The following is a 20,775-nucleotide window of genomic DNA, read 5'->3' as shown; positions in this document are numbered from 1 at the left end:
ATGGAAGAAATAAAGAATAATCCCTTGAGCCTTCAGTGGAGCTTGGAAGATTTTACTCCGGCTTCTGTGGAGGATAAGGAGTCTCTGGTCTTTATGAGAGAATCCGTAAGCTTCTGGAAGGACGGCTTGCATCGTTTCCGGAAAAATAAAATTGCCATGAGTGCCCTGTTTATTGTTTTTTTGATTACTATTTGCTGCTTTCTGGTACCCAGCTTTTATCCCTATAAGTATGAACAGCAGATGAAGGGCTCGGAGCGTTTGGCTCCCATGCAGTACTCAAAGACGGAGCAGAAGCAAATTGATGCAGGGGAAAAGGTTTTTCCGCATCTTTTGGGAACGGATCAAAATGGTCGTGACTATATGATTCGTGTACTGGTAGGAGGAAGAGTCTCCATGACGGTAGGTCTTGTGGCTTCCGTTTTGATCCTGGTCATTGGCTCCATATTTGGGGCAATCGCCGGATACTTCGGCGGATTAGTGGATATGATCATGATGCGAATCGTGGATATTATCTACACGGTTCCCGACGTACTGATTATTATTCTCTTGGCTCAGACCTTGAAGTTCCCTCTGGAAGCATTGGCCAGCAAACCGGGCTTTGCCTGGATGCAAAAGCTTGGCTCCAATATGATTTCCATGTTTATCGTATTTGCTTTGCTCTACTGGGTGGGAATGGCCAGAATCGTCCGTTCTCAGATTATGGTTTTAAAGCAGAGTGAGTATGTTACCGCGGCAAAGGCTTTGGGTGCAGGATCCGGTCGTATTATCTTTAAACATTTGATTGTAAACTGTATCGGTACCCTGATTGTAACCACTACCTTACAGATTCCCAGTTCCATTTTTACCGAGTCCTTCCTTTCCTTTTTAGGATTGGGTGTACAGGCACCGATGCCATCTTTGGGATCTTTGGCCAGTGCCGCTTTAAACGGATTTCAAACCTATCCGGAAAAACTTTTTGCCCCGGCTTTCTTGATTTTTATTATCATTTTAAGCTTTAACCTTTTGGGAGATGGCCTGCGTGATGCCTTTGACCCGAAATTGAAACAGCAGTAAGGAGGAAAATATGTCCGGTCAATATCTTGTGGATATTCAAGAAGAGCGTTTATCCTTCTTTACTCCGGCGGGAGAGGTAAAGGCTTTAAATAACGTTACCCTGCAAATGCGAGAGGGAGAAGTTTTAGGAATTGTTGGAGAATCCGGTTCCGGAAAATCCGTTACCGCTTACTCCATTATGGGACTTACCGCCCAGAATGGTAAGATTGTGGGAGGCTCGGTAGAGTTTAATGGTCATAAAATCCATGAAATGAGTGAAAAGGAGCTTCGGAAGATTCGGGGAAATGAGGTCAGCATTATTTTCCAGGATCCCATGACTTCTTTGAATCCGGTATGGACCGTGGGAAATCAGATTGCGGAAGCGGTTTCTCTTCATACGGATAAAAAGGGAAGAGCGGCTATGGAGAGAGCCAAGGAGCTTTTGGAATTGGTTGGCATTAATGAGCCGGAGAAGCGATTAAAGCAGTATCCCCATGAGCTTTCAGGAGGTATGCGGCAAAGAGTAATGATTGCCATCGCCTTAGCCTGTGAACCCAAGCTTTTAATTGCGGATGAGCCTACTACGGCCTTGGACGTAACCATCCAGGCACAGATTTTAGAGCTGATGCAGGAATTAAAAAGAAAATTAGGTATGGGCATCATTATGATTACCCATGACCTGGGTGTGGTTGCCTCCATGTGCGACTATATTGCGGTTATGTATGCCGGAGAAATCGTGGAATACGGAACAACGGATGATATTTTCTATAATCCAAAGCATGAATACACCAAGGGACTGCTGCGTTCCATTCCCAAGTTCCATGAGCATGATTATTCCAAACTGGTACCTATCGAAGGACAGCCGGTGGATCTTCTGAATCCCCCAAAGGGTTGCGGCTTTGCGCCAAGATGCAGTAACTGTATGAAGCTTTGTCTATCCCATAAGCCGGAGAAGAATCAGTATGAGGGTGTGCATTATGCCAGATGCTTTATGCAACAGAAGGAAGACTTTTTGAAGGAAAGGGGGGAAGCGTAAATGCCGGAGCGTTTATTAGAGGTAAGTCACTTAAAGCAGTATTTTCCTGTGGCAGGAAGCAATAAGGTGGTTAAGGCTGTGGATGATGTTTCCTTCTTTATCAATAAGGGAGAAACCTTCGGTCTGGTAGGAGAGTCCGGCTGCGGAAAAACTACAACAGGCCGTTCTATCCTTCGTTTAACAGAGCCTACCGGCGGCAGTATCACTTATGGCGGAGAAGTCATCTTTGATGCGGAAAAGAAAATCAAGAAGAATATGCTTCCCTACAGAAGGAAGATGCAGATTGTTTTCCAAGACCCTTACGCATCTTTGGATCCCAGAATGACTGTAGAGGATATTGTTGGAGAAGCTATTGATATTCACAAGCTTTGTGCTTCCAAGGCGGAGAGAAGAGAGAAGATTTTATCTTTATTGTCAAAGGTAGGACTGAATTCGGAGCATGCCAACCGTTATCCCCATGAGTTCTCCGGCGGACAGCGGCAAAGAATCGGGATTGCAAGAGCTTTAGCAGTGGATCCTGAATTTATCGTTTGTGATGAGCCGGTTTCTGCTTTGGACGTATCTATCCAGGCTCAGGTGGTGAATATGTTTGAGGATTTGCAAGAGGAGCTGGGATTGACCTATCTCTTCATCGCCCATGATTTATCTATCGTAAATCATATTTCCTCCAGAATCGGGGTAATGTATCTGGGGCATTTGGTGGAGCTGGCGGATAGTGATACCATCACTTTCCATTCACTGCATCCTTATACCAAGTCCTTAATTTCTGCAGTTCCCATTGCCGATCCAAAGGTGGCCAGAGCATCCCATAGAATTATCTTATCCGGAGATGTCCCCTCCCCGGTAAATCCGCCATCAGGTTGTCCCTTCCGCACCCGTTGTCCCTATGCAGACGGTTTATGTGCGGAGAAGAAGCCGGAATTTAAAGAGGTGGAAAGCGGACATTTTGCAGCCTGTCATCATTTGGACAGGGTGAATTAAGAGATAAAGCCATACTGTCATAATAGGAATAACAGTAAGGTGGGGTGTTTAATCCTGTTGCAATACATGAGGTTTAGGAGTGATTCAAAAGCTTATGAGCAACGAATAGGCTCCTTCCTATAGAAGCACCATGACCATTATTTTAGAAGGGAGAAATTTATGAGAAAAGCAAAGTACCTACTTCCCATTGCGGCCTTGAGTTTGGCCTTTTTGGTTTCCTGTGGTGGAGCCGATAAGAGCAAACAGGAATCTGCAAAGGGAGAGAGCGGCAGTCAGGCTGCTGAGGCTTCTGATGCTTCCGCAGGTGGAGAACTTAATGTTCAGGTTGGTTCCTCTCCGGAAACCATGGATCCTGCTTTAAACTCTGCATCTGATGGAGCCACCTATATTCTGCATGCTTTTACCGGATTACTCAGCATTGACAAGAATTCCGATGTTGTGCCCGGACTTGCGGAAAAATGGGAACATTCCGATGACGGACTTACTTGGACTTTTCATCTTCGTCCCGACTTAAAGTGGTCTGACGGAACGGATTTAACGGCAGAGGACTTCGTATATAGCTGGAAGCGCTTGGCAGATCCCGCCTTGGCAGCTCCCTACGGATATGATTTACTAAGTGTGGTGGCAGGTTATGAAGAGGCTTCCAACGGGAATCTGGATGCTTTACAGGTTTCCGCTCCGGATAAAGATACCTTTGTGGTAAAGCTAAGTAGCCCCTGCACCTTCTTTGACCAGATTGCAGCATTTGTTTCTACAGCTCCTGTACAGAAGAAGACCGTAGAGGAAAATGGAGATGCCTGGGCAACAAAGCCGGAAACTTATGTCAGCAGTGGACCTTATCGCATGACGGAATATGTGGATGGGGATAGAATCGTTTATGAGAAGAATCCATATTATTATGACAAGGATAATATCACCTTTGATAAGATTGTTTGGCATCTGATTGAAGATGGAAACTCTGTTTATACCGCTTACAATCAGGGAGAATTGGATTTGGCAAAAACCCTTCCTTCCGAGGAGATTCCAAGCCTTAAGGGAAATGAGGAATTTCACTTGGATCCGATGATGGGTACCTATTATATCAGCTTTAATACCCAGAAGGCTCCCTTTAACGATCCTAAGGTAAGAGAGGCTCTTTCCTTAGCGGTGGATAGAGACTATGTGGCCAATACCATTATGCAGGGAACCTATACTCCTGCAAACAATCTGGTTGGTCCCGGAATCAGTGATGCAGCGGAGAACTCCTCCTTTGAAGAGGTGACCAAAGAAAAGTACGGTAATTTCTTTGATAACAGTAAATACGAAGAGAACCTTGTAAAAGCCAAGGAATTACTGGCTGAAGCAGGCTATCCAAACGGACAGGGCTTCCCTGCATTTTCCTACCTGACCAATGATGCCAGCTACCATAAGCCTGTAGCAGAGTATCTGCAAAATGCTTGGGGGCAGTTGGGACTGACCATGAACATCGATATCCAGGAGTGGAAGACTGTAACCGCAAATCGCCGTTCTGGAAACTATGATGTGGCAAGAAACGGTTGGGTAATGGATTACAACGATCCTTCCAATATGATTAACCTCTTTGAAACCGGAAACGGTAACAATGACGGTAAGTACAGCAATCCGGATTTTGATGCTTTGGTGGACAAGGCGAGAAAGACTGCAAATGTAGAGGAGCACTATGATTATCTGCATCAGGCGGAGCAGGTTCTGTTAAAGGACTATGGCGCTTGCCCTGTGGCTTACTACACGGAGTTTTATCTGGAGAAGCCAAACTTAAGCAATGTTTGGCATACCCCAACGGGATATTTCCTGTTTATGTATGGTAAAAAAGCTTAAAAGAAATTTAAAAAGTATATAAAAGAAAAACGGTCGGGCATTGTCCTGACCGTTTTTCTATGGTAGAATCTCAAAGGTTTTTAACTTAACGATTGTTTCGAGTTTTTCGAAACGCTTCGTTTCATTGAAGAGGAGGAGTAATGAAGAAAAAAATTTTTCTGGGACTTTCCATGGCTGTAGCTGTATCCTTGGCGGCTTGCGGAGGACAAAAATCAGCAGACAACGGAAAGCAGGGAAGTGATGCAACAAAGGCGGAGGGAGCAGAGGCTTCCGATAATTCCGTATTAAACGTGGAAATCGGACCACCCCAAGAGACAATTGATCCTGCATTAAACAATGCCAGAGAAGCGGCAAACATGATTAACCACACCTTTGAAGGACTTTTACGCTATGATAAGGACGGAAACATCGTTCCCGCTCAGGCGGAAAGCTATGAGAAGAGTGATGACGGATTAACTTATACCTTCCATTTACGGGATGGCTTAAAGTGGTCTGACGGTACTGATTTAACCGCTAAGGATTTTCTTTATTCTTGGAAGAGAGTAGCCGATCCTGCCACTGCAGCGCCCTATGCGGAAGAGCTTTTGGGCATGGTGAAGGGCTATAAGGAGGCCTCTGCAGGCAATCTGGATGCTTTGGGAATAGAAGCACCGGATGATAAGACCTTTGTTATCCATCTTGCCTATCCCTGTAGCTATTTCGAGCAAATCTGTGCTTTTGCGGTAATGGTTCCGGTACAGGAGGCTACCATTGAAGCAAACGGAGACGCTTGGACCAACACTGCCGAGACTTACGTTTCCAACGGTCCATACTATGTATCCGCCTATACCCAGGATGAGCAGTATGTTTTGACTAAGAACCCGAATTACTGGGATAAAGATAACGTTACCTTTGAAACCATTAACTGGCTTTTGGTAAAGGACTCCAATGCAGCTTATACCGCTTACAATCAGGGAGACTTGGATTTCTCCAGAGATTTCCCCAAGGAGGAGTTAGAGAGTGTTCAAAAGACAGCGGATTATCATATTGATCCCCTGCGCGGAACCTATTTTATGATTTTCAACTGCAATAAGGAGCCTTTCAACAATCCTAAGGTGAGAGCAGCATTATCCTTGGCATTGGATCGTGAGTATATTGCCAACAGCATTATGCAGGGGCTTTACAGTCCGGCAACCAACTTCGTGGGAACCGGTGTTTCCGATGCGGAGGAAGGAAGTTCCTTTGAGAAGGTTACTGAGGAAAAGTATGGCAATGCTTTTGATTTAAAGGGTTATGATGCACAGCTTGCAAAGGCAAAGGAGCTTTTGGCTGAGGCAGGTTACCCCAACGGAGAGGGCTTCCCTGCATTTACCTATTCCACCAATGATACGGATTATCATAAGCCGGTAGCGGAGTATGCTCAGGATGTATGGAAAAAGGAGCTTGGATTAAATTGCTCTATCAGCATTTTGGAGTGGGCAAGCTTTACGGCAGACCGTCGTTCCGGAAACTTTGATATTGCAAGACAGGGATGGCTTTATGACTGGGATGATCCTGCCAATATGTTAAATCTTTTGGTAACAAGCAACGGAAACAACGACGGTAAGTATTCCAGCACGGAATATGACTCCATTATGGATAAGGCAAAGACCCTTACCGATAAGGCAGCTTACTATGATGCTATGCATGAGGCAGAGCAGTTAGCTCTTAAGGATGCCGCTATTGCTCCTATTGCCTACTACAATGATACCTGGTTACAGAAAGAGAATTTAAAGAATGTATGGCATCATCCAAACGGTTTCTGGTATTTCATGCATGCTACAAAGGAATAATTAAGGAATCATTCGTAAAGTTTATTTTTACAGGAAAAAGCCTCGGAAGAATTGCCGAGGCTTTTTTTGTATGGTAAACTAGGGAAAGTCAAAAGGGAGGTTAGTATGCCAAATAGAAGAGTGATGTTAAAGCTTTCCGGAGAAGCCCTGGCAGGGGAAAAGCACTTCGGATTTTCCGATGATGTGATTTTTGCCGTTGCCAAGCAGGTGAAGGAAGCCGTAAGCCAAGGGGTGGAAGTTGCCATTGTGATTGGCGGAGGCAATTTCTGGAGAGGAAGACAGTCGGAGCAGGTGGACCGCTACAAAGCAGATCAGGTGGGAATTTTAGCCACCATGATGAACTGTATTTATGTCTCTGAAATTTTCCGCATCAGCGGATTGAAAACAAAGATTATGTCCTCCATTGCCGTAGGAGATATGGCGGAGCTTTTTTCCAAAGATAAGGCGGTGAAGGCTTTGAAAAAAGGACAGGTGGTATTTTGCGCCGGAGGTACGGGACATCCCTTCTTTTCTACGGATACCGGAGTAGTTCTTCGGGCATTGGAATTGGAATGTAAGGAGATTCTTTTGGCTAAGGCCATTGACGGCGTTTATGATAAGGATCCCAAGAAGTTTCCGGATGCAAAGAAATATGAAAGCTTAAGCATTGATGAGGTAGTGGAGAAAAAACTGCAGGTAATTGACCTGTCCGCATCCATTCTTTGCTTGGAAAACAGACTTCCCTTGTCCGTATTTTCTTTAGAAGAGGAAGACGGTATTGCCAAGGCTCTTTTGGGAGAGCATAGAGGAACCAGAGTTACAGCGGATTGATATTCAAAAAGAATCATTGTCCTATAAACGAGATATCGCACGCTTTGCGAGCGATACTCGTTATGAATAAAGCTTTGTTCCATGAAATAAAGCTTTAGTATACAAGATAAGAAGAGCCGGAGGAAAGAAAGATGGATGATCAATTTACCATTTACATTGAGAAGATGCACAAGACTCACGATAACCTGATGAGTGAGCTGGGAACTATTCGTGCAGGAAGAGCCAACCCCCACGTTTTAGACCGTATTATGGTGGATTACTATGGTACACCCACCCCGATTCAGCAGGTAGGAAACGTATCTGTACCGGAGGCGAGAATTCTTCAGATTCAGCCTTGGGATAAGTCTGTTATGAAGGAAATTGAAAAAGCAATCAATATGTCTGAACTGGGAATCAATCCTACTAATGACGGACAGGTGATTCGTCTGGTTTTTCCGGAGCTTACCGAGGAGAGACGTAAAGAATTAACCAAGGATGTAAAGAAAAAGGGAGAGGCCGCTAAGATTGCCATTCGAAATATTCGTAGAGATGCTATGGATTTAGCGAAGAAGCTGGAAAAGAATGCGGAAATCACCGAGGATGACTTGAGCAGACAGACCAAGGATATTCAGGAGCTTACAGACCATATGATTGAGAAAATTGACAAGTCTGTTGAGGCTAAGAATAAGGAATTAATGACTGTATGATTTTTCAAAATAATCAAGAGCAAAGAAGCCTTCCAAGGCACATTGCCATCATCTTGGATGGCAATGGTCGTTGGGCGGCTTCTCATGCGTTACCAAGGGCTTTAGGACATAAAAAGGGTTGTGAGACTCTGGAACAAACCGTGGAAGATTGTGCCAGGCTTGGCATAGAGTATTTAACAGTTTACGGCTTTTCCACGGAAAACTGGAAACGTTCCGAGGAAGAGGTGGGAGCTTTGATGCAGCTCTTTCGTTTCTATATGAAAAAGTTAATTACTGTAGCCAATGCCAATAATGTTCGAGCGAAAATGATAGGAGAAAGAAGCCGTTTTCCGGAAGACATTCAAAAGGGAATTGCCGAGCTGGAAGAGAGTACCAAGGCAAATACCGGTATGCTCTTCAGCTTCGCCGTAAATTATGGGGGAAGAGATGAGATAATCAGGGCGATTCACAGAATAGTGTTGGAAAGCCCTCCTTCAGAGCTCACAGAAAAGCTTTCTCACCTTACGGAAGAAGAGTTTTCGAAGTATCTGGATACTGCAGGAACGCCGGATCCGGATTTAGTGATTCGCACATCCGGAGAGTTTCGTACCTCCAACTTCCTCCTATGGCAGTCCGCCTATGCGGAGTATTATATCAGCTCGGTATACTGGCCGGACTTCAACCTGGAAGAGCTTCAGAAGGCCATAGAATCCTATCAGAAGAGAGAACGACGCTTTGGGGGACGAAAGGCATAAATAATTTGTTTTTCTTTTACTGGAACTTTTATTCTATGAAGCTAGGAATGTAAGGAAGAATAATTTTGAAAATTGTTTAGGAAGTGTAAGGAAGAATAACTTTGAAAATTGTTTAGGGATTATAGAAATTATAGTAAAGGGTAGTATATGGTAGAACAAAAGGAAAATAGGACGGAACAAAGTAAGGGACAAAATGAACACAAGTTGAGTTCTTTTCTGACAAGGCTGATTAGCGGTATTGCTCTGCTTTTACTGTTATTTGGAATTCTTCCGCTAGGAGGTTTACCGGTCTTGTTTTTTTGCCTGTTTTTATCCCTCTTTGCCACTTATGAATTATTGCATTGCTTTTCCTTAGATAAGAAGGGGATTTCTTTCTTGTCTTATTTTTTTGTTGTTCTTTACTATTCAGCCTTATTTTTGCACCTTCCTATTTCTTTCTTTTTGCTTCTTTCTTATCTTTTTCTTTTGGGATTCTATTATGTATTAAGCTATCCCAAGGCGGATATTCGGGAGATTGCACTGTTCTTTTTGGTTTTTCCCTATGCGGGAATTCTTTTATCCTATATTTATCAGTGTAGAACACTACCCCATGGAAAGGTTTTGGTTTGGCTGGTATTTTTATCCAGTTGGGGAGCGGATACCTGTGCCTATTGCGCCGGTCTTCTTTTTGGAAAACATAAGATGACGCCGGTTTTAAGTCCGAAAAAAACTTGGGAAGGTGCTGTGGGAGGGATTCTGGGATCCGGAATTTTAGCTTTTATTTTTGCTCTTTTCTTTAAGGGAAGAGGTCTACCTTTACATCTGTCTCCATTTCTTTTGGCGCTGGCAGTATCCCTTGCCGCCTTATTTTCTATCGGAGGAGATTTGATGGCATCCGGAATGAAAAGGGATTTTCAAATTAAGGACTACAGCCATTTGATTCCGGGACATGGAGGAATTTTGGATCGTTTTGATTCTGTTCTGTTTACGGCGCCCATTATTTACTATGGCATAACAGTTTTAGATTATTTTAAAAAGATTTAATACAAAAGAAGGAAAAACAATCGTCCCTCACTTTATAATAAGCAAGAAAAACATAGATAAGAACTGATGAGATCAAAAACTCATGAAATAAAGAATAACGACATATTTAATAATGTCGTAATTTTAAATCATCATGTAAGACTTATCCTTGATATATTTTAATAAAGTAAGTCTTCACTGTAATTTGGGGAAGGTAAAGAATGAATATCGTTATTTTAGGGAGTAGCGGTTCCATCGGAACCCAGTGTCTATCCCTTTTAAAGGAACATCCAGAGCATAAGGTAATTGGACTTTCGGTGAAATCCAAAATAGAGCTTTTGAAGGAGCAGGCTGGAGAATGGCAGGTTCCCAGGCTTTGTGTATATGAAGAAGCTTTGGCAGAAAAGCTTTCCGCCGATTTGGATATGCCGGTGTCTTCCGGAATGGAGGGCTTGATAGAGCTGGCCACACTTCCGGAGGCGGATATGGTAGTGATCGCTTTAGTGGGAATGATTGGGATTCTCCCCACAATTTCCGCGATCAAAGCAGGGAAAAAAATTGCATTAGCCAATAAAGAAACGCTGGTTTGTGCAGGGCATTTGATTATGCCTATGCTTTCGGAATACCGGGCGAAGCTCTTTCCCATTGACTCGGAGCATTCCGCCATCTGGCAATGCCTTCGGGGGGAAGAAGAAAAATCTGTGGAATCCCTCTTGTTAACCGCATCCGGCGGTCCTTTTTTCAGACTAAAAAAGGAAGAGATGGAAGGGAAAACCAAGGCGGATGCCTTAAAGCACCCTAACTGGTCCATGGGACAAAAAATCACCATTGATTCCGCTACCATGGTGAATAAGGGTTTGGAAATGATGGAAGCCCACTGGCTCTTTAATATTCCCATGGAGAAGATTCAGGTAGTGATTCAGCGGGAAAGCATTTTACATTCTGCGGTGGTCTTTCAGGATGGCGCAGTAAAGGGACAGATGGGGGTACCGGATATGCGTCTGCCCATTGCCTATGCCCTCTTCCAAGAGGAAAGGGAGTGCTATAGGGAGCAAAGGATAGACTTTTCCAAGGCTTTTTCCCTGCATTTCTATCCCCCTTCCTTGGAGGATTTTCCGGGGCTTGCTTTGGGAATGGAGGCCGGTGCCAAAGGAGGCAGTATGCCTACAGTATATAATGCAGCTAACGAAGAATCGGTTCGCTTGTTCTTAGAGGATAAAATTCGTTTCATGGAGATTCCAAGAAGCATTGCCCATTGTATGAAGGAACACGAAAAAACTTGGATAGAATTTCCTTCTGTAGAGGAAATTTTCGAAACGGAACAGTGGGCTAGAGAAGAAGTAAGAAGATTACATAAGGAGGATAAGAATTGAGTATAGTTTTGGCCATACTTGCCCTGTCATTTTTAGTTTTTTTTCATGAACTGGGGCATTTTCTTGCGGCTAAGTTTTTTCATGTAGGGGTAAATGAGTTTTCTATTGGGATGGGACCCAGACTCCTATCCTTTTTATATAAAAATACCCGATACAGCTTAAAGTTACTTCCCTTGGGCGGAAGCTGTGCCATGCTGGGAGAGGATGCGGCAGGCTCCGGTGATTTTCTGGCTCCAAAGCAGGAGGATAATGCGGAAAATGTCTATGATTTTGATGGAGTAATTTATAGCGAAGAAGAATTAAAGACGAAGAGCTTTGAAGGAAAGCCGGCTTGGCAGCGTTTTATTATCTGTATTGCCGGCGTTTTCAACAACTTCCTTTTAGGCTTTTTGATTGCCCTTTTCCTAACCGGAACGATTGGGGTACAGCTTCCGAAAATTGCCTCCTCCAATGTATCTACTCCTGCCATGGAAAGCGGTTTACAGGAGGGAGATGAGATTCGCTTCATTAAAATCGGAAATGCCAAAGGAAGAACTGTTCATAGCTACTCCGAGCTTGCCATGTATTTAGAGCTTCATAAGGAGGAGGTGCAGGAAGGAGAAGTCAGTCTTACGGTTCTTCGAGATGGGGAAAAGCTTAGTTTTCAGTTCCCTGCCTATAAGGATCCTTCCACAGGACTTTATCGTATGGGCGTGGCTCTTTCCTCTGAGCGCGTGAAGTTTCAAAACCCTTTAAAGACTATAGAATACAGCTTTTATGAACTGGCCTTTAATGCCAGAGTGGTGATTGACAGTCTGGCGTTGATTAGTAAAGGAAAGGTCAGCAGACAGGAAGTCATGGGGCCGGTTGGAACGGTTGCGGTTATCGGAGAAAGTGTTTCCAGCTCCAGCCAATACGGATTTTTCGTAATGCTACTGGTTTTACTAAACTTAAGTATGATGTTGAGCGTAAATTTGGCGGTAATGAACCTTTTGCCTATTCCCGCCCTGGATGGAGGACGACTTCTGTTCATTCTTTTGGAAATGCTGGCAAGAAAGAAACTGAATCCCAAGTGGGAGGAGCGAATCAATACCGCAGGGATGGTTTTTCTACTAGCCCTTATGGTATTGATTGTCGGAAATGATGTGTTTAATTTGTTGACCGGAGCCTATTCGAAATATTTTAGCTCATAAGTTTATTGTATAAAGGAATACTATGTTCAAAAGAGAAGATACTAGGGTAGTAGAAGTAGGAAAACTTAAAATCGGCGGTGGAAATCCGGTGGTTTTACAGTCCATGTGTAATACCAAGACGGAGGATATAGAGGGAAGTATAGCTCAAATTCTTAGACTGGCAGAGGCCGGCTGTGAACTCATTCGTCTTACTGTACCTACAAAAGAAGCGGCATTTGCCTTAAAGGAGATAAAGGCGGCTTCTCCCATTCCTATCGTTGCGGATATCCATTTCGACTACCGCATGGCGATTCTTGCCATGGAAAACGGCGCGGATAAAATCCGTATTAATCCGGGAAACATCGGCTCTTCGGAAAGGCTACGGGCTGTGGTGGACTGCGCCAAGGAAAGAAAGATTCCCATTCGAATCGGGGTAAATTCCGGTTCCCTGGAAAAGGAAGTTTTGGAAAAATATCAGGGTAGAGTTACTGCACAGGGACTTGCTGAGTCTGCCTTGGCGAATTTGCGTTTGGTCGAGGAAATGGGCTATCAGAATTTGGTGCTTTCCATGAAGTCCTCCGATGTTTTGATGGCGGTGGAAGCCCATAAAATTGTAGCAGAATCCTGCCCCTATCCTTTGCATGTAGGCATCACAGAGTCCGGAACGGTTTGGTCCGGTAATATCAAATCCGCCATGGGGCTGGCAATGATTTTGGGTGAAGGAATCGGGGATACGATTCGTGTAAGTCTTTCTGCGGATCCTGTGGAGGAAATAAAAACCGGTCGACTGATTTTGGAAACCCTGGGACTGAAAAAGGGTGGTATCCATGTGGTTTCCTGTCCTACCTGCGGAAGAACCGACATTGATCTGATTTCTCTGGCTAATGCTGTGGAAAAGCTGGTCCAGTCCTATCCGGATAAATCCTTAAAGCTTGCTGTAATGGGCTGTGTGGTAAACGGTCCGGGAGAAGCCAAGGAGGCGGATCTGGCCATTGCCGGGGGCAAGGGTGTAGGACTTTTGATGAAGCGCGGTGAAGTGATTCGGAAGGTGGAAGAGAAGGCTTTGCTCTCCGCCCTCAAGGAGGAAATAGAAAAATACCCTGATTAAATAAACAGAAAGGATAGGCATGAAGCAGTTTTTTCAAGTATTTCAGGAATTAACGGTATCGGAGCATTTAAGGGGAATGTTTTTGAATACCACCATAAGTAGAATCACCTTGAAAAAAGACAGGTCGAAGCTGAGTATTTATTTGCATAGCGATCATTTACTGGAGCGAAGTGATATTCGGGAAATGGAAGAGGCTATCTATAAGCAGCTCTTTATCGGGAAGAAAATCAACATTTGCATCCGGGAAAGCTTTCATCTATCCAGCCAATATACGGCAAAAGTACTTTATGAGTTTTATGAAAAGTCTCTTTTTGAGGAATTAAAGGAAAGAAACATTCTCCTGTATCAGATGATGAAGCAGGGAGAACTGGAATGGAGAGAAGACAATCGTCTCTCTCTTATTTTAGAGGAACAAATTCTTTTTCAAAAGGAAGAAAAGGAATGTGTTAGGGTCATTCAAAAGATTTTTGAAGAGCGTTGCGGTGTTCCTATCCATTTTACCATCCGGTTTGTGCCGGCAAAGAAAAAGGCTGAGGAGGAAGAGGATAAGGCGATTGCCTCTCTGTATTCTTCTTCCGGGAATCCGGGATATTCAGAAGATGGATTGTCCGATGCTTATGCGAGTGCAGAGGGAAGTGCAGCTTATCCCGGAACAGCAGATAGGGCAATACAGGATGGGGAAGCAGCTTCACTAAGTCAAGAGAGTTCCGCACTTTCTGATGGAAACAGCTCCTCAGAGAAATTTGCAGGACAAGGCCAAGACTTTGAGGCTGAGAAAAATGCAGGAAATACTCATGTCGGTTTAGCAAAAAATAGTGCTAACAATACTTTAGAGAAGAAATCCACAGAAGATTCTCTTAAACAGAAGACAAGCTCCGGGGAAAAATCCTTTGAAAAGAAGGGCTTTGAGAAAAAAAGCTTTAGCAAAGGAAAGTTCCAGTTTAAGCGTTCCGACCATAGTGACGTGTACTATGGCAGAGACTTTAGCGATACCCCCATTCCTTTAAAGGATATTTCGGAGGATGGCGGTTTGGTAACGGTGGAAGGCTTGATTATTCAGGTGGATGAACGAAGCACCCGTTCCGGAAAAACCATTTTCAGCTTCTCCTTTACGGATGATACGGATTCTTTAGCCTCCAAGATTTTTGTGGAGGAAGAGAATCTGGAGGAAGCCAGATCCTTTCTCAAAAAGGATAATGCCATTTGCATTAAGGGAACTATGGAGTATGACAGCTACGACCAGGAGATGGAGCTGGCCCATGTGCAAGGAATCAAGAAATCTTCCTTCACCCGGAAAAAGAGAGAAGATTTAGAGAAAGAAAAGCGGGTAGAACTGCATTTACATAGTAAGATGTCGGATATGGACGGGGTTTCGGATATTGAAAAATATATCGACAGAGCCCTGGATTTTGGCATGCCTGCCATGGCTATCACGGATCATGGTGTGGTACAGGCCTTTCCGGATGCCATGGCTTATTTGAAAAAGATAGGAAGACAGAAGGATTTACAGCTGATTTACGGCATGGAAGGCTACCTTGTCAATGATTTGGATTCCATTGTAAAAAATGCTTGCAAGAGAGATCTAAGCAGTACCACCGTGGTTTTTGACCTGGAAACCACCGGTTTTGATCCGAAAGTGAATCACATCATAGAAATCGGTGCGGTAAAGATTGAAGACGGAAAAATCATTGACCGGATGGATGTTTTTGTAAATCCGGGTGTGCCGATACCCTTTCGAATTACCCAATTAACTTCCATTGATGACTCCATGGTAATGGATGCCAAGGGCATCGAAGAGGTGCTTCCACAATTTCTGGACTTTGCCAAGGATGCGATTTTGGTTGCCCATAATGCGGACTTTGACTACCACTTTGTCAGCACTAAGGCAAAGGCTTTAAATCTTCCTTTTTCAGCACCGGTGATTGACACGGTGGCCTTGTCCCGCCTGCTTTTACCAAGACTAAGTCGTTTTAAGCTGGATACTGTGGCAAAGGAATTGAAGATTGAGCTTTTGCATCACCATAGAGCAGTAGATGATGCGGAGGCTACCGCAAGAATTTACCTAAAGGAACTGGAGCTTTTAGAGCAAAGAGGCGTAAGTTCCTTAGAGGAAATCGACCGGTTGGAGGTGGATCAGGTAGGGAAGGTGCGAAAGCTCCCCAGCTACCATATTATCCTGCTGGCAAAAAATGATATTGGAAGAATTAACCTCTATCGTCTGGTTTCTCTGTCCCATTTGCAGTATTTCCGAATGAAGCCGAGAATTCCCAAGTCTTTGCTGAAAAAATATCGGGAAGGACTGATTATCGGCTCAGCCTGTTCCAGCGGAGAGCTTTTTCAGGCCATGGTGCGAGGGGCGGATGACCAGCAGCTTTTGGAGATTGCCTCCTTCTATGATTATCTGGAAATTCAACCTTTAGGGAATAATGCCTATATGCTGGAATCAGATCGTTTTTCCGCAGAAACGGAAGAGGATTTGATTGCCTATAATAAGAAGATTATTGCCTTGGGAGAACAGTTGAAAAAGCCGGTATGTGCTACCTGTGATGCCCATTATGCGGATGAGGAAAATGATGTTCTTCGAAGAATCGTTTTGGCTACAAAGGGAATGACAGATGAGGAAGGAGAGGCAAGACTCTTTTTTAGAAGTACCACGGAGATGCTGGAGGAATTTTCCTATCTGGACAGCAATACCCAAAAGCAGGTGGTTATTGACAATCCCTTGAAAATCATGAAAATGTGTGAGCCGATAAAGCCGGTCCGGCCCGACAAGTGTCCTCCGATTATTGAACATTCAGACGAAACTTTACGGCAGATTTGCTACGAAACCGCCCATAAAATCTATGGCCCAAACTTGCCTTCCATGGTAGAAAACCGCTTGGAAACGGAATTAAATTCTATTATCTCTAACGGTTATTCCGTGATGTATATTATTGCCCAAAAGCTGGTGGATAAGTCCAATGAGGACGGCTATCTGGTAGGTTCTCGAGGTTCTGTAGGATCTTCCTTTGCCGCTACCATGGCCCATATTACCGAGGTAAATCCCTTACCTCCCCACTATGTCTGCCCCAACTGCTACTACACGGACTTTGACTCGGAGGAGGTAAAGTCCTATTCCGGTATGGCAGGTTATGATATGCCAAGTAAAAACTGTCCCCACTGCGGTACGGTTTTAAACCGTCTGGGTTTTGATATTCCCTTTGAAACCTTTCTGGGCTTTGACGGAGATAAGGAGCCGGATATTGACTTAAACTTCTCCGGAGAATATCAGGCCAGGGCCCATGCCTATACCGGAGCCATTTTCGGAGAGGAAAATACCTACAAGGCAGGAACTATCGGTACTTTAGCTGAAAAAACCGCCTATGGTATGATTAAGAAATTTTATGAAGAGCGGGGAGAGAAGAAGAGAACTGCAGAACTGAATCGTCTGGTAGCGGGAATCACCGGAATCAGAAGAACCACCGGACAGCATCCGGGAGGAATTGTAGTGCTTCCCCACGGAGAGGATATCAATACCTTTACCCCGGTACAGCATCCTGCCAACGACACGGAAAGCCCCATTATCACTACCCACTTTGACTACCATAAAATCGACCATAATCTATTGAAGCTTGATATTCTGGGACATGATGATCCTACCATGATTCGAAAGTTACAGGATTTAACGGGCTTGGATCCGGTAAAGGACATTCCCTTGGATTCTCCCGAGGTGATGTCTTTATTCCAATCCACGGAAGCTTTAGGCATTTCCCCGGCGGATATCCAGGGGGTGGAATTGGGTTGCCTGGGGATTCCGGAGTTTGGTACTCAGTTTGCTATGCAAATGGTGCAGGATACCAAACCGAAATACCTTTCCGACCTGATTCGTATCTCCGGTCTTTCCCATGGAACGGATGTCTATCTGAACAATGCCCAGGATCTTATCCTAAGCGGGGTAACCACCCTTCGTGAAGCTATTTGCTGTCGTGACGATATCATGGTGTATTTGATGCACATGGGCTTGGAGCCGGGAGAAAGCTTTAACATTATGGAGGCTACCAGAAAGCATAAGCCCTTAAAGGATGAGTGGTGCGAGCATATGCTGGAGCATGGGGTACCCCAGTGGTACATTGATGCCTGTAAAAAAATTAAATATATGTTCCCTAAGGCCCATGCGGCAGCCTATGTTATGATGGCTTATCGTGTAGCTTACTGTAAGGTCTTCTACCCTAAGGAATACTATACCGCCTATTATACGGTTAGAGCGGACGGATTTGATTTTGACAAGATGTGCTTCGGTGTGGAGAAGCTTCGTTTTCATATTAAGGAGTATTCCGCCAGAGAGAAGCTTTCCGCAACAGATCAGCTCTGTCTTAGGGATATGAAGATTTGTGAGGAAATGTATGCCAGAGGAATTCAGTTCGCTCCCTTAGACATCTACAAGGCAAAGGCCAAGGACTTCCAAATCACGGAAAAGGGAGAGATTATGCCTTCCTTCAGTTGTATTGCCGGTTTGGGAGAAGCGGTGGCCCAGGGATTGGAAGAGGGAGCAAAATACGGAAAATACCTCTCCAAGGATGATTTTATTCAAAGAACCCACTGTCCCAAGGCTTTTGCAGACAAATTCCATGAATTGGGGCTTCTAGGTGACATTCCCCTATCCAATCAGATGTCCCTCTTTGACTTATAATACAAAACAACGGATTTTCTTGTAATATTGCCTTTTTTCATATACAATACAACTATATATCTTGTGACATGCATTAGACTGCATTGTTAGAAATAGGAGGAAGGATCTATGAAAGTTTATGAAACCGGCAGTATTCGTAACGTAGTTCTTTTAGGTCATGGAGGTGCCGGAAAAACCACCATTGCAGAAGCATTAGCTTATGTAACTTCTGGAATTAATAGAATGGGCAGTGTTGATGACGGGAACACCCTGTCTGACTTTGATAAAGAAGAAAAGAAGCGGAAGTTTTCCATTTCCACTTCCTTGATTCCTATCGAGTATAAGGGAGAGTCCGGAGAGCTGAAGATAAATATTTTGGATACTCCCGGATACTTCGACTTTGTAGGAGAGGTGGAAGAGGCTGTTTCTGCGGCGGATGCGGCGATTATCGTGGTAAACGGTAAGGCGGGGATTGAGCCGGGAACGGTACGGGCCTGGGAGCTTTGTGAAGCCAATGCTCTTCCCAGACTGTTCTTTGTCAGCAATATGGATGATGACAAGGCTTCCTTCAGACAGCTGGTTTTGGATCTGGAAAAGCAGTTCGGTAAGTCTGTAGCACCTTTCCAGCTTCCTATCCGTGAAAATGAGAAATTCGTGGGCTTTGTAAACGTGGTAAAGATGGCCGGAAGACGCTTTACAAAGATGAATGAATATGAGGCTTGTCCTATTCCCGACTATGTGGAGAAGCACTTAACCATTGCCCGTTCCGCCTTGCTGGAGGCAGTAGCGGAAAGCTCCGATGAACTGATGGAGAAGTATTTTGCAGGAGAAGAGTTTACGGTAGAAGAGATTCAGGCGGCTTTACGGGAGAATGTAGAAGCCTGCAAGATTGCTCCGGTGCTTATGGGTTCCGGCCCCAATGTTCAGGGCTTTAATGTATTGCTTCAGGTTTTGGAGAAATATTTCCCCTCTCCCGAGTCCTTGGAATCCATCGGTGTGGATGCTTCTACCGGAGAACACTTCAGAGCGAAGTATCAATCCGATAAGAGCCTCAGTGCAAAGATTTGGAAGACTATTGCAGATCCTTTCCTTGGAAAATACAGTCTATTTAAGATTTGTACCGGTGTATTAAAGGCTAATTCCGAGATTTACAATGTGAATAAAGAAAGCATGGAAAAGGTGGGAAAGCTCTATCTCCTTCGGGGAAATACCCCTATCGAAGTGCCTGAGCTAAAGAGTGGAGACATCGGTGCGGTAGCGAAGTTAAATATCAGTGAAACAGGAGACAGTATCTCCGTTCGTAATGCACCTATTTTGTATCATGGACCCAAGCTTTCCGAGCCCTTTACCTTTATGGCTTATCGTGCAGAACAGAAGGCGGATGAGGATAAGCTTTCCACTGCTTTACAGAAGATGATGGACGAGGATAGAACCATCAGATTACAGGCTGACCCTGAAAACAGACAGAGCTTAATTTATGCTATCGGAGAACAGCAGTTAGAAGTTTTGGCTTCCCGATTAAAGGATAGATACAATGTTTCCATTAACTTGGAAAAGCCACGTTTTGCTTATCGTGAGACCATTAAGAAGACGGTAAAGGTTCAAGGTAAATATAAGAAGCAGTCCGGCGGACACGGACAGTACGGAGATGTAGTTATGGAATTCTCTCCAAGCTTTGACTATGACCAGGCCTATAGTTTTAAAGAGCAGGTATTCGGCGGTGCTGTACCGAAGAATTATTTCCCGGCTGTTGAAAAGGGAATTGCAGAGTCCTGTAAGAAGGGACCTTTGGCAGGATATCCTGTTGTAGGTGTCAATGCCACCTTACTGGACGGCTCCTACCACCCGGTAGACTCCTCCGAGCAGGCCTTTAAGACAGCGGCTTCCATGGCTTTTAAGGATGCTTTCCTTCAGGCAAGTCCCATACTCTTAGAGCCGATTGCACACCTGAATGTTACTGTTCCGGACGCCTTTACCGGAGATATTATGGGAGATCTGAATAAGCGTAGAGGAAAGATTTTGGGTATGACCGCCCTTAGAGACGGAAAGCAGCTGGTTGAGGCTGAGCTTCCCATGAGTAACCTCTATCTTTATAACACCGACCTTCGCTCCATGACCGGAGGAGCAGGAAGCTTTTCCTTCTACTTCGTTCGCTATGAGCAGGCTCCCGGAGATATCCAGAATCGTGTAGTGGAAGAGTCCAAGAAGATGATGGAAGAGTAAAAAGAAATGCTTACAATACTTAAGATAATATATCCCATTATAGTCGTAGTGGTAGGGTTTGCTCTTTCTTATGTATTTTCTGTTTGGAAACAAAGAGGAGTACTTGGGTTTTTTGTGTATACTCTTATTATTCTTTTGATGATTATAGTAGGCAAAAAAATATACCATAAGAGTTAGAATAGCACTTCAAACCAAATATCAAACTTAAAGGTAGCTATAGTTTTGGCTACCTTTTTTTATATTTACAAGGAAGAAATGAGCGTTATAGGACAAAACGTGTGTAAAAAAATATTTCAAAATTTAGCAGTAAATACTTGAAAATAAACTACAATAATGATAAACTT

The 20,775-nt window shown here is 44.1% G+C and carries 14 protein-coding genes; all 14 read left to right on the top strand.

The window, feature by feature from the left end; translation table 11 throughout:
• Nucleotides 1–1,053, top strand: coding sequence for an ABC transporter permease (locus RYO92_RS07570; RefSeq protein ID WP_007156180.1), 1,053 nt, complete (start codon nt 1–3; stop codon nt 1,051–1,053).
• A 10-nt stretch (nt 1,054–1,063) separates the two neighbouring features.
• Entirely contained in the window at nt 1,064–2,068 is a 1,005-nt protein-coding gene (locus RYO92_RS07565; protein WP_315369996.1) for an ABC transporter ATP-binding protein, read from the top strand.
• Nucleotides 2,069–3,049: an ABC transporter ATP-binding protein gene (locus RYO92_RS07560; protein ID WP_314668384.1), complete on the top strand. Its 981-nt coding sequence runs from the start codon at nt 2,069–2,071 to the stop codon at nt 3,047–3,049.
• A gap of 159 nt (nt 3,050–3,208) precedes the next feature.
• The gene (locus RYO92_RS07555; RefSeq protein ID WP_315369995.1) at nt 3,209–4,885 is read left to right on the top strand and encodes a peptide ABC transporter substrate-binding protein; all 1,677 of its coding nucleotides are present in this window, start codon (nt 3,209–3,211) and stop codon (nt 4,883–4,885) included.
• 140 nt (nt 4,886–5,025) lie between these two features.
• Entirely contained in the window at nt 5,026–6,696 is a 1,671-nt protein-coding gene (locus RYO92_RS07550) for a peptide ABC transporter substrate-binding protein (RefSeq protein WP_315369994.1), read from the top strand.
• Between the two features lie 105 nt (nt 6,697–6,801).
• Nucleotides 6,802–7,506, top strand: coding sequence for a UMP kinase (gene pyrH, locus RYO92_RS07545; protein ID WP_183683983.1), 705 nt, complete (start codon nt 6,802–6,804; stop codon nt 7,504–7,506).
• A 131-nt stretch (nt 7,507–7,637) separates the two neighbouring features.
• On the top strand, nt 7,638–8,192 hold the full coding sequence (frr, locus tag RYO92_RS07540) for a ribosome recycling factor (RefSeq protein ID WP_007156174.1): 555 nt from the start codon (nt 7,638–7,640) through the stop codon (nt 8,190–8,192).
• Entirely contained in the window at nt 8,189–8,926 is a 738-nt protein-coding gene (locus tag RYO92_RS07535; protein ID WP_315369993.1) for an isoprenyl transferase, read from the top strand. The genes frr and RYO92_RS07535 overlap by 4 nt, the downstream gene beginning before the upstream one ends.
• 147 nt (nt 8,927–9,073) lie before the next feature.
• Nucleotides 9,074–9,949: a phosphatidate cytidylyltransferase gene (locus RYO92_RS07530; RefSeq protein WP_315369992.1), complete on the top strand. Its 876-nt coding sequence runs from the start codon at nt 9,074–9,076 to the stop codon at nt 9,947–9,949.
• A 200-nt stretch (nt 9,950–10,149) separates the two neighbouring features.
• Entirely contained in the window at nt 10,150–11,301 is a 1,152-nt protein-coding gene (gene dxr, locus RYO92_RS07525) for a 1-deoxy-D-xylulose-5-phosphate reductoisomerase (protein ID WP_315369991.1), read from the top strand.
• Nucleotides 11,298–12,473, top strand: a complete 1,176-nt coding sequence (locus RYO92_RS07520; protein ID WP_315369990.1) for a M50 family metallopeptidase — start codon at nt 11,298–11,300, stop codon at nt 12,471–12,473. The genes dxr and RYO92_RS07520 overlap by 4 nt, the downstream gene beginning before the upstream one ends.
• Before the next feature lie 22 nt (nt 12,474–12,495).
• Nucleotides 12,496–13,560, top strand: coding sequence for a flavodoxin-dependent (E)-4-hydroxy-3-methylbut-2-enyl-diphosphate synthase (gene ispG / locus RYO92_RS07515; RefSeq protein WP_315369989.1), 1,065 nt, complete (start codon nt 12,496–12,498; stop codon nt 13,558–13,560).
• A 19-nt stretch (nt 13,561–13,579) separates the two neighbouring features.
• Nucleotides 13,580–18,229 carry a PolC-type DNA polymerase III gene (locus RYO92_RS07510; RefSeq protein WP_315369988.1) on the top strand — a complete coding sequence of 1,550 codons (4,650 nt, stop codon included), beginning with the start codon at nt 13,580–13,582 and terminating at the stop codon, nt 18,227–18,229.
• Nucleotides 18,230–18,337: 108 nt separating this feature from the next.
• Nucleotides 18,338–20,431: an elongation factor G gene (locus RYO92_RS07505; RefSeq protein ID WP_315369987.1), complete on the top strand. Its 2,094-nt coding sequence runs from the start codon at nt 18,338–18,340 to the stop codon at nt 20,429–20,431.
• The last annotated feature ends 344 nt before the right edge of the window (nt 20,432–20,775 follow it).

This window comes from Oribacterium sinus, assembly GCF_963553175.1.
Taxonomy (GTDB): Bacteria; Bacillota; Clostridia; order Lachnospirales; family Lachnospiraceae; genus Oribacterium; species Oribacterium sinus_B.
This window is presented reverse-complemented; position numbering and strand designations above follow the sequence as displayed.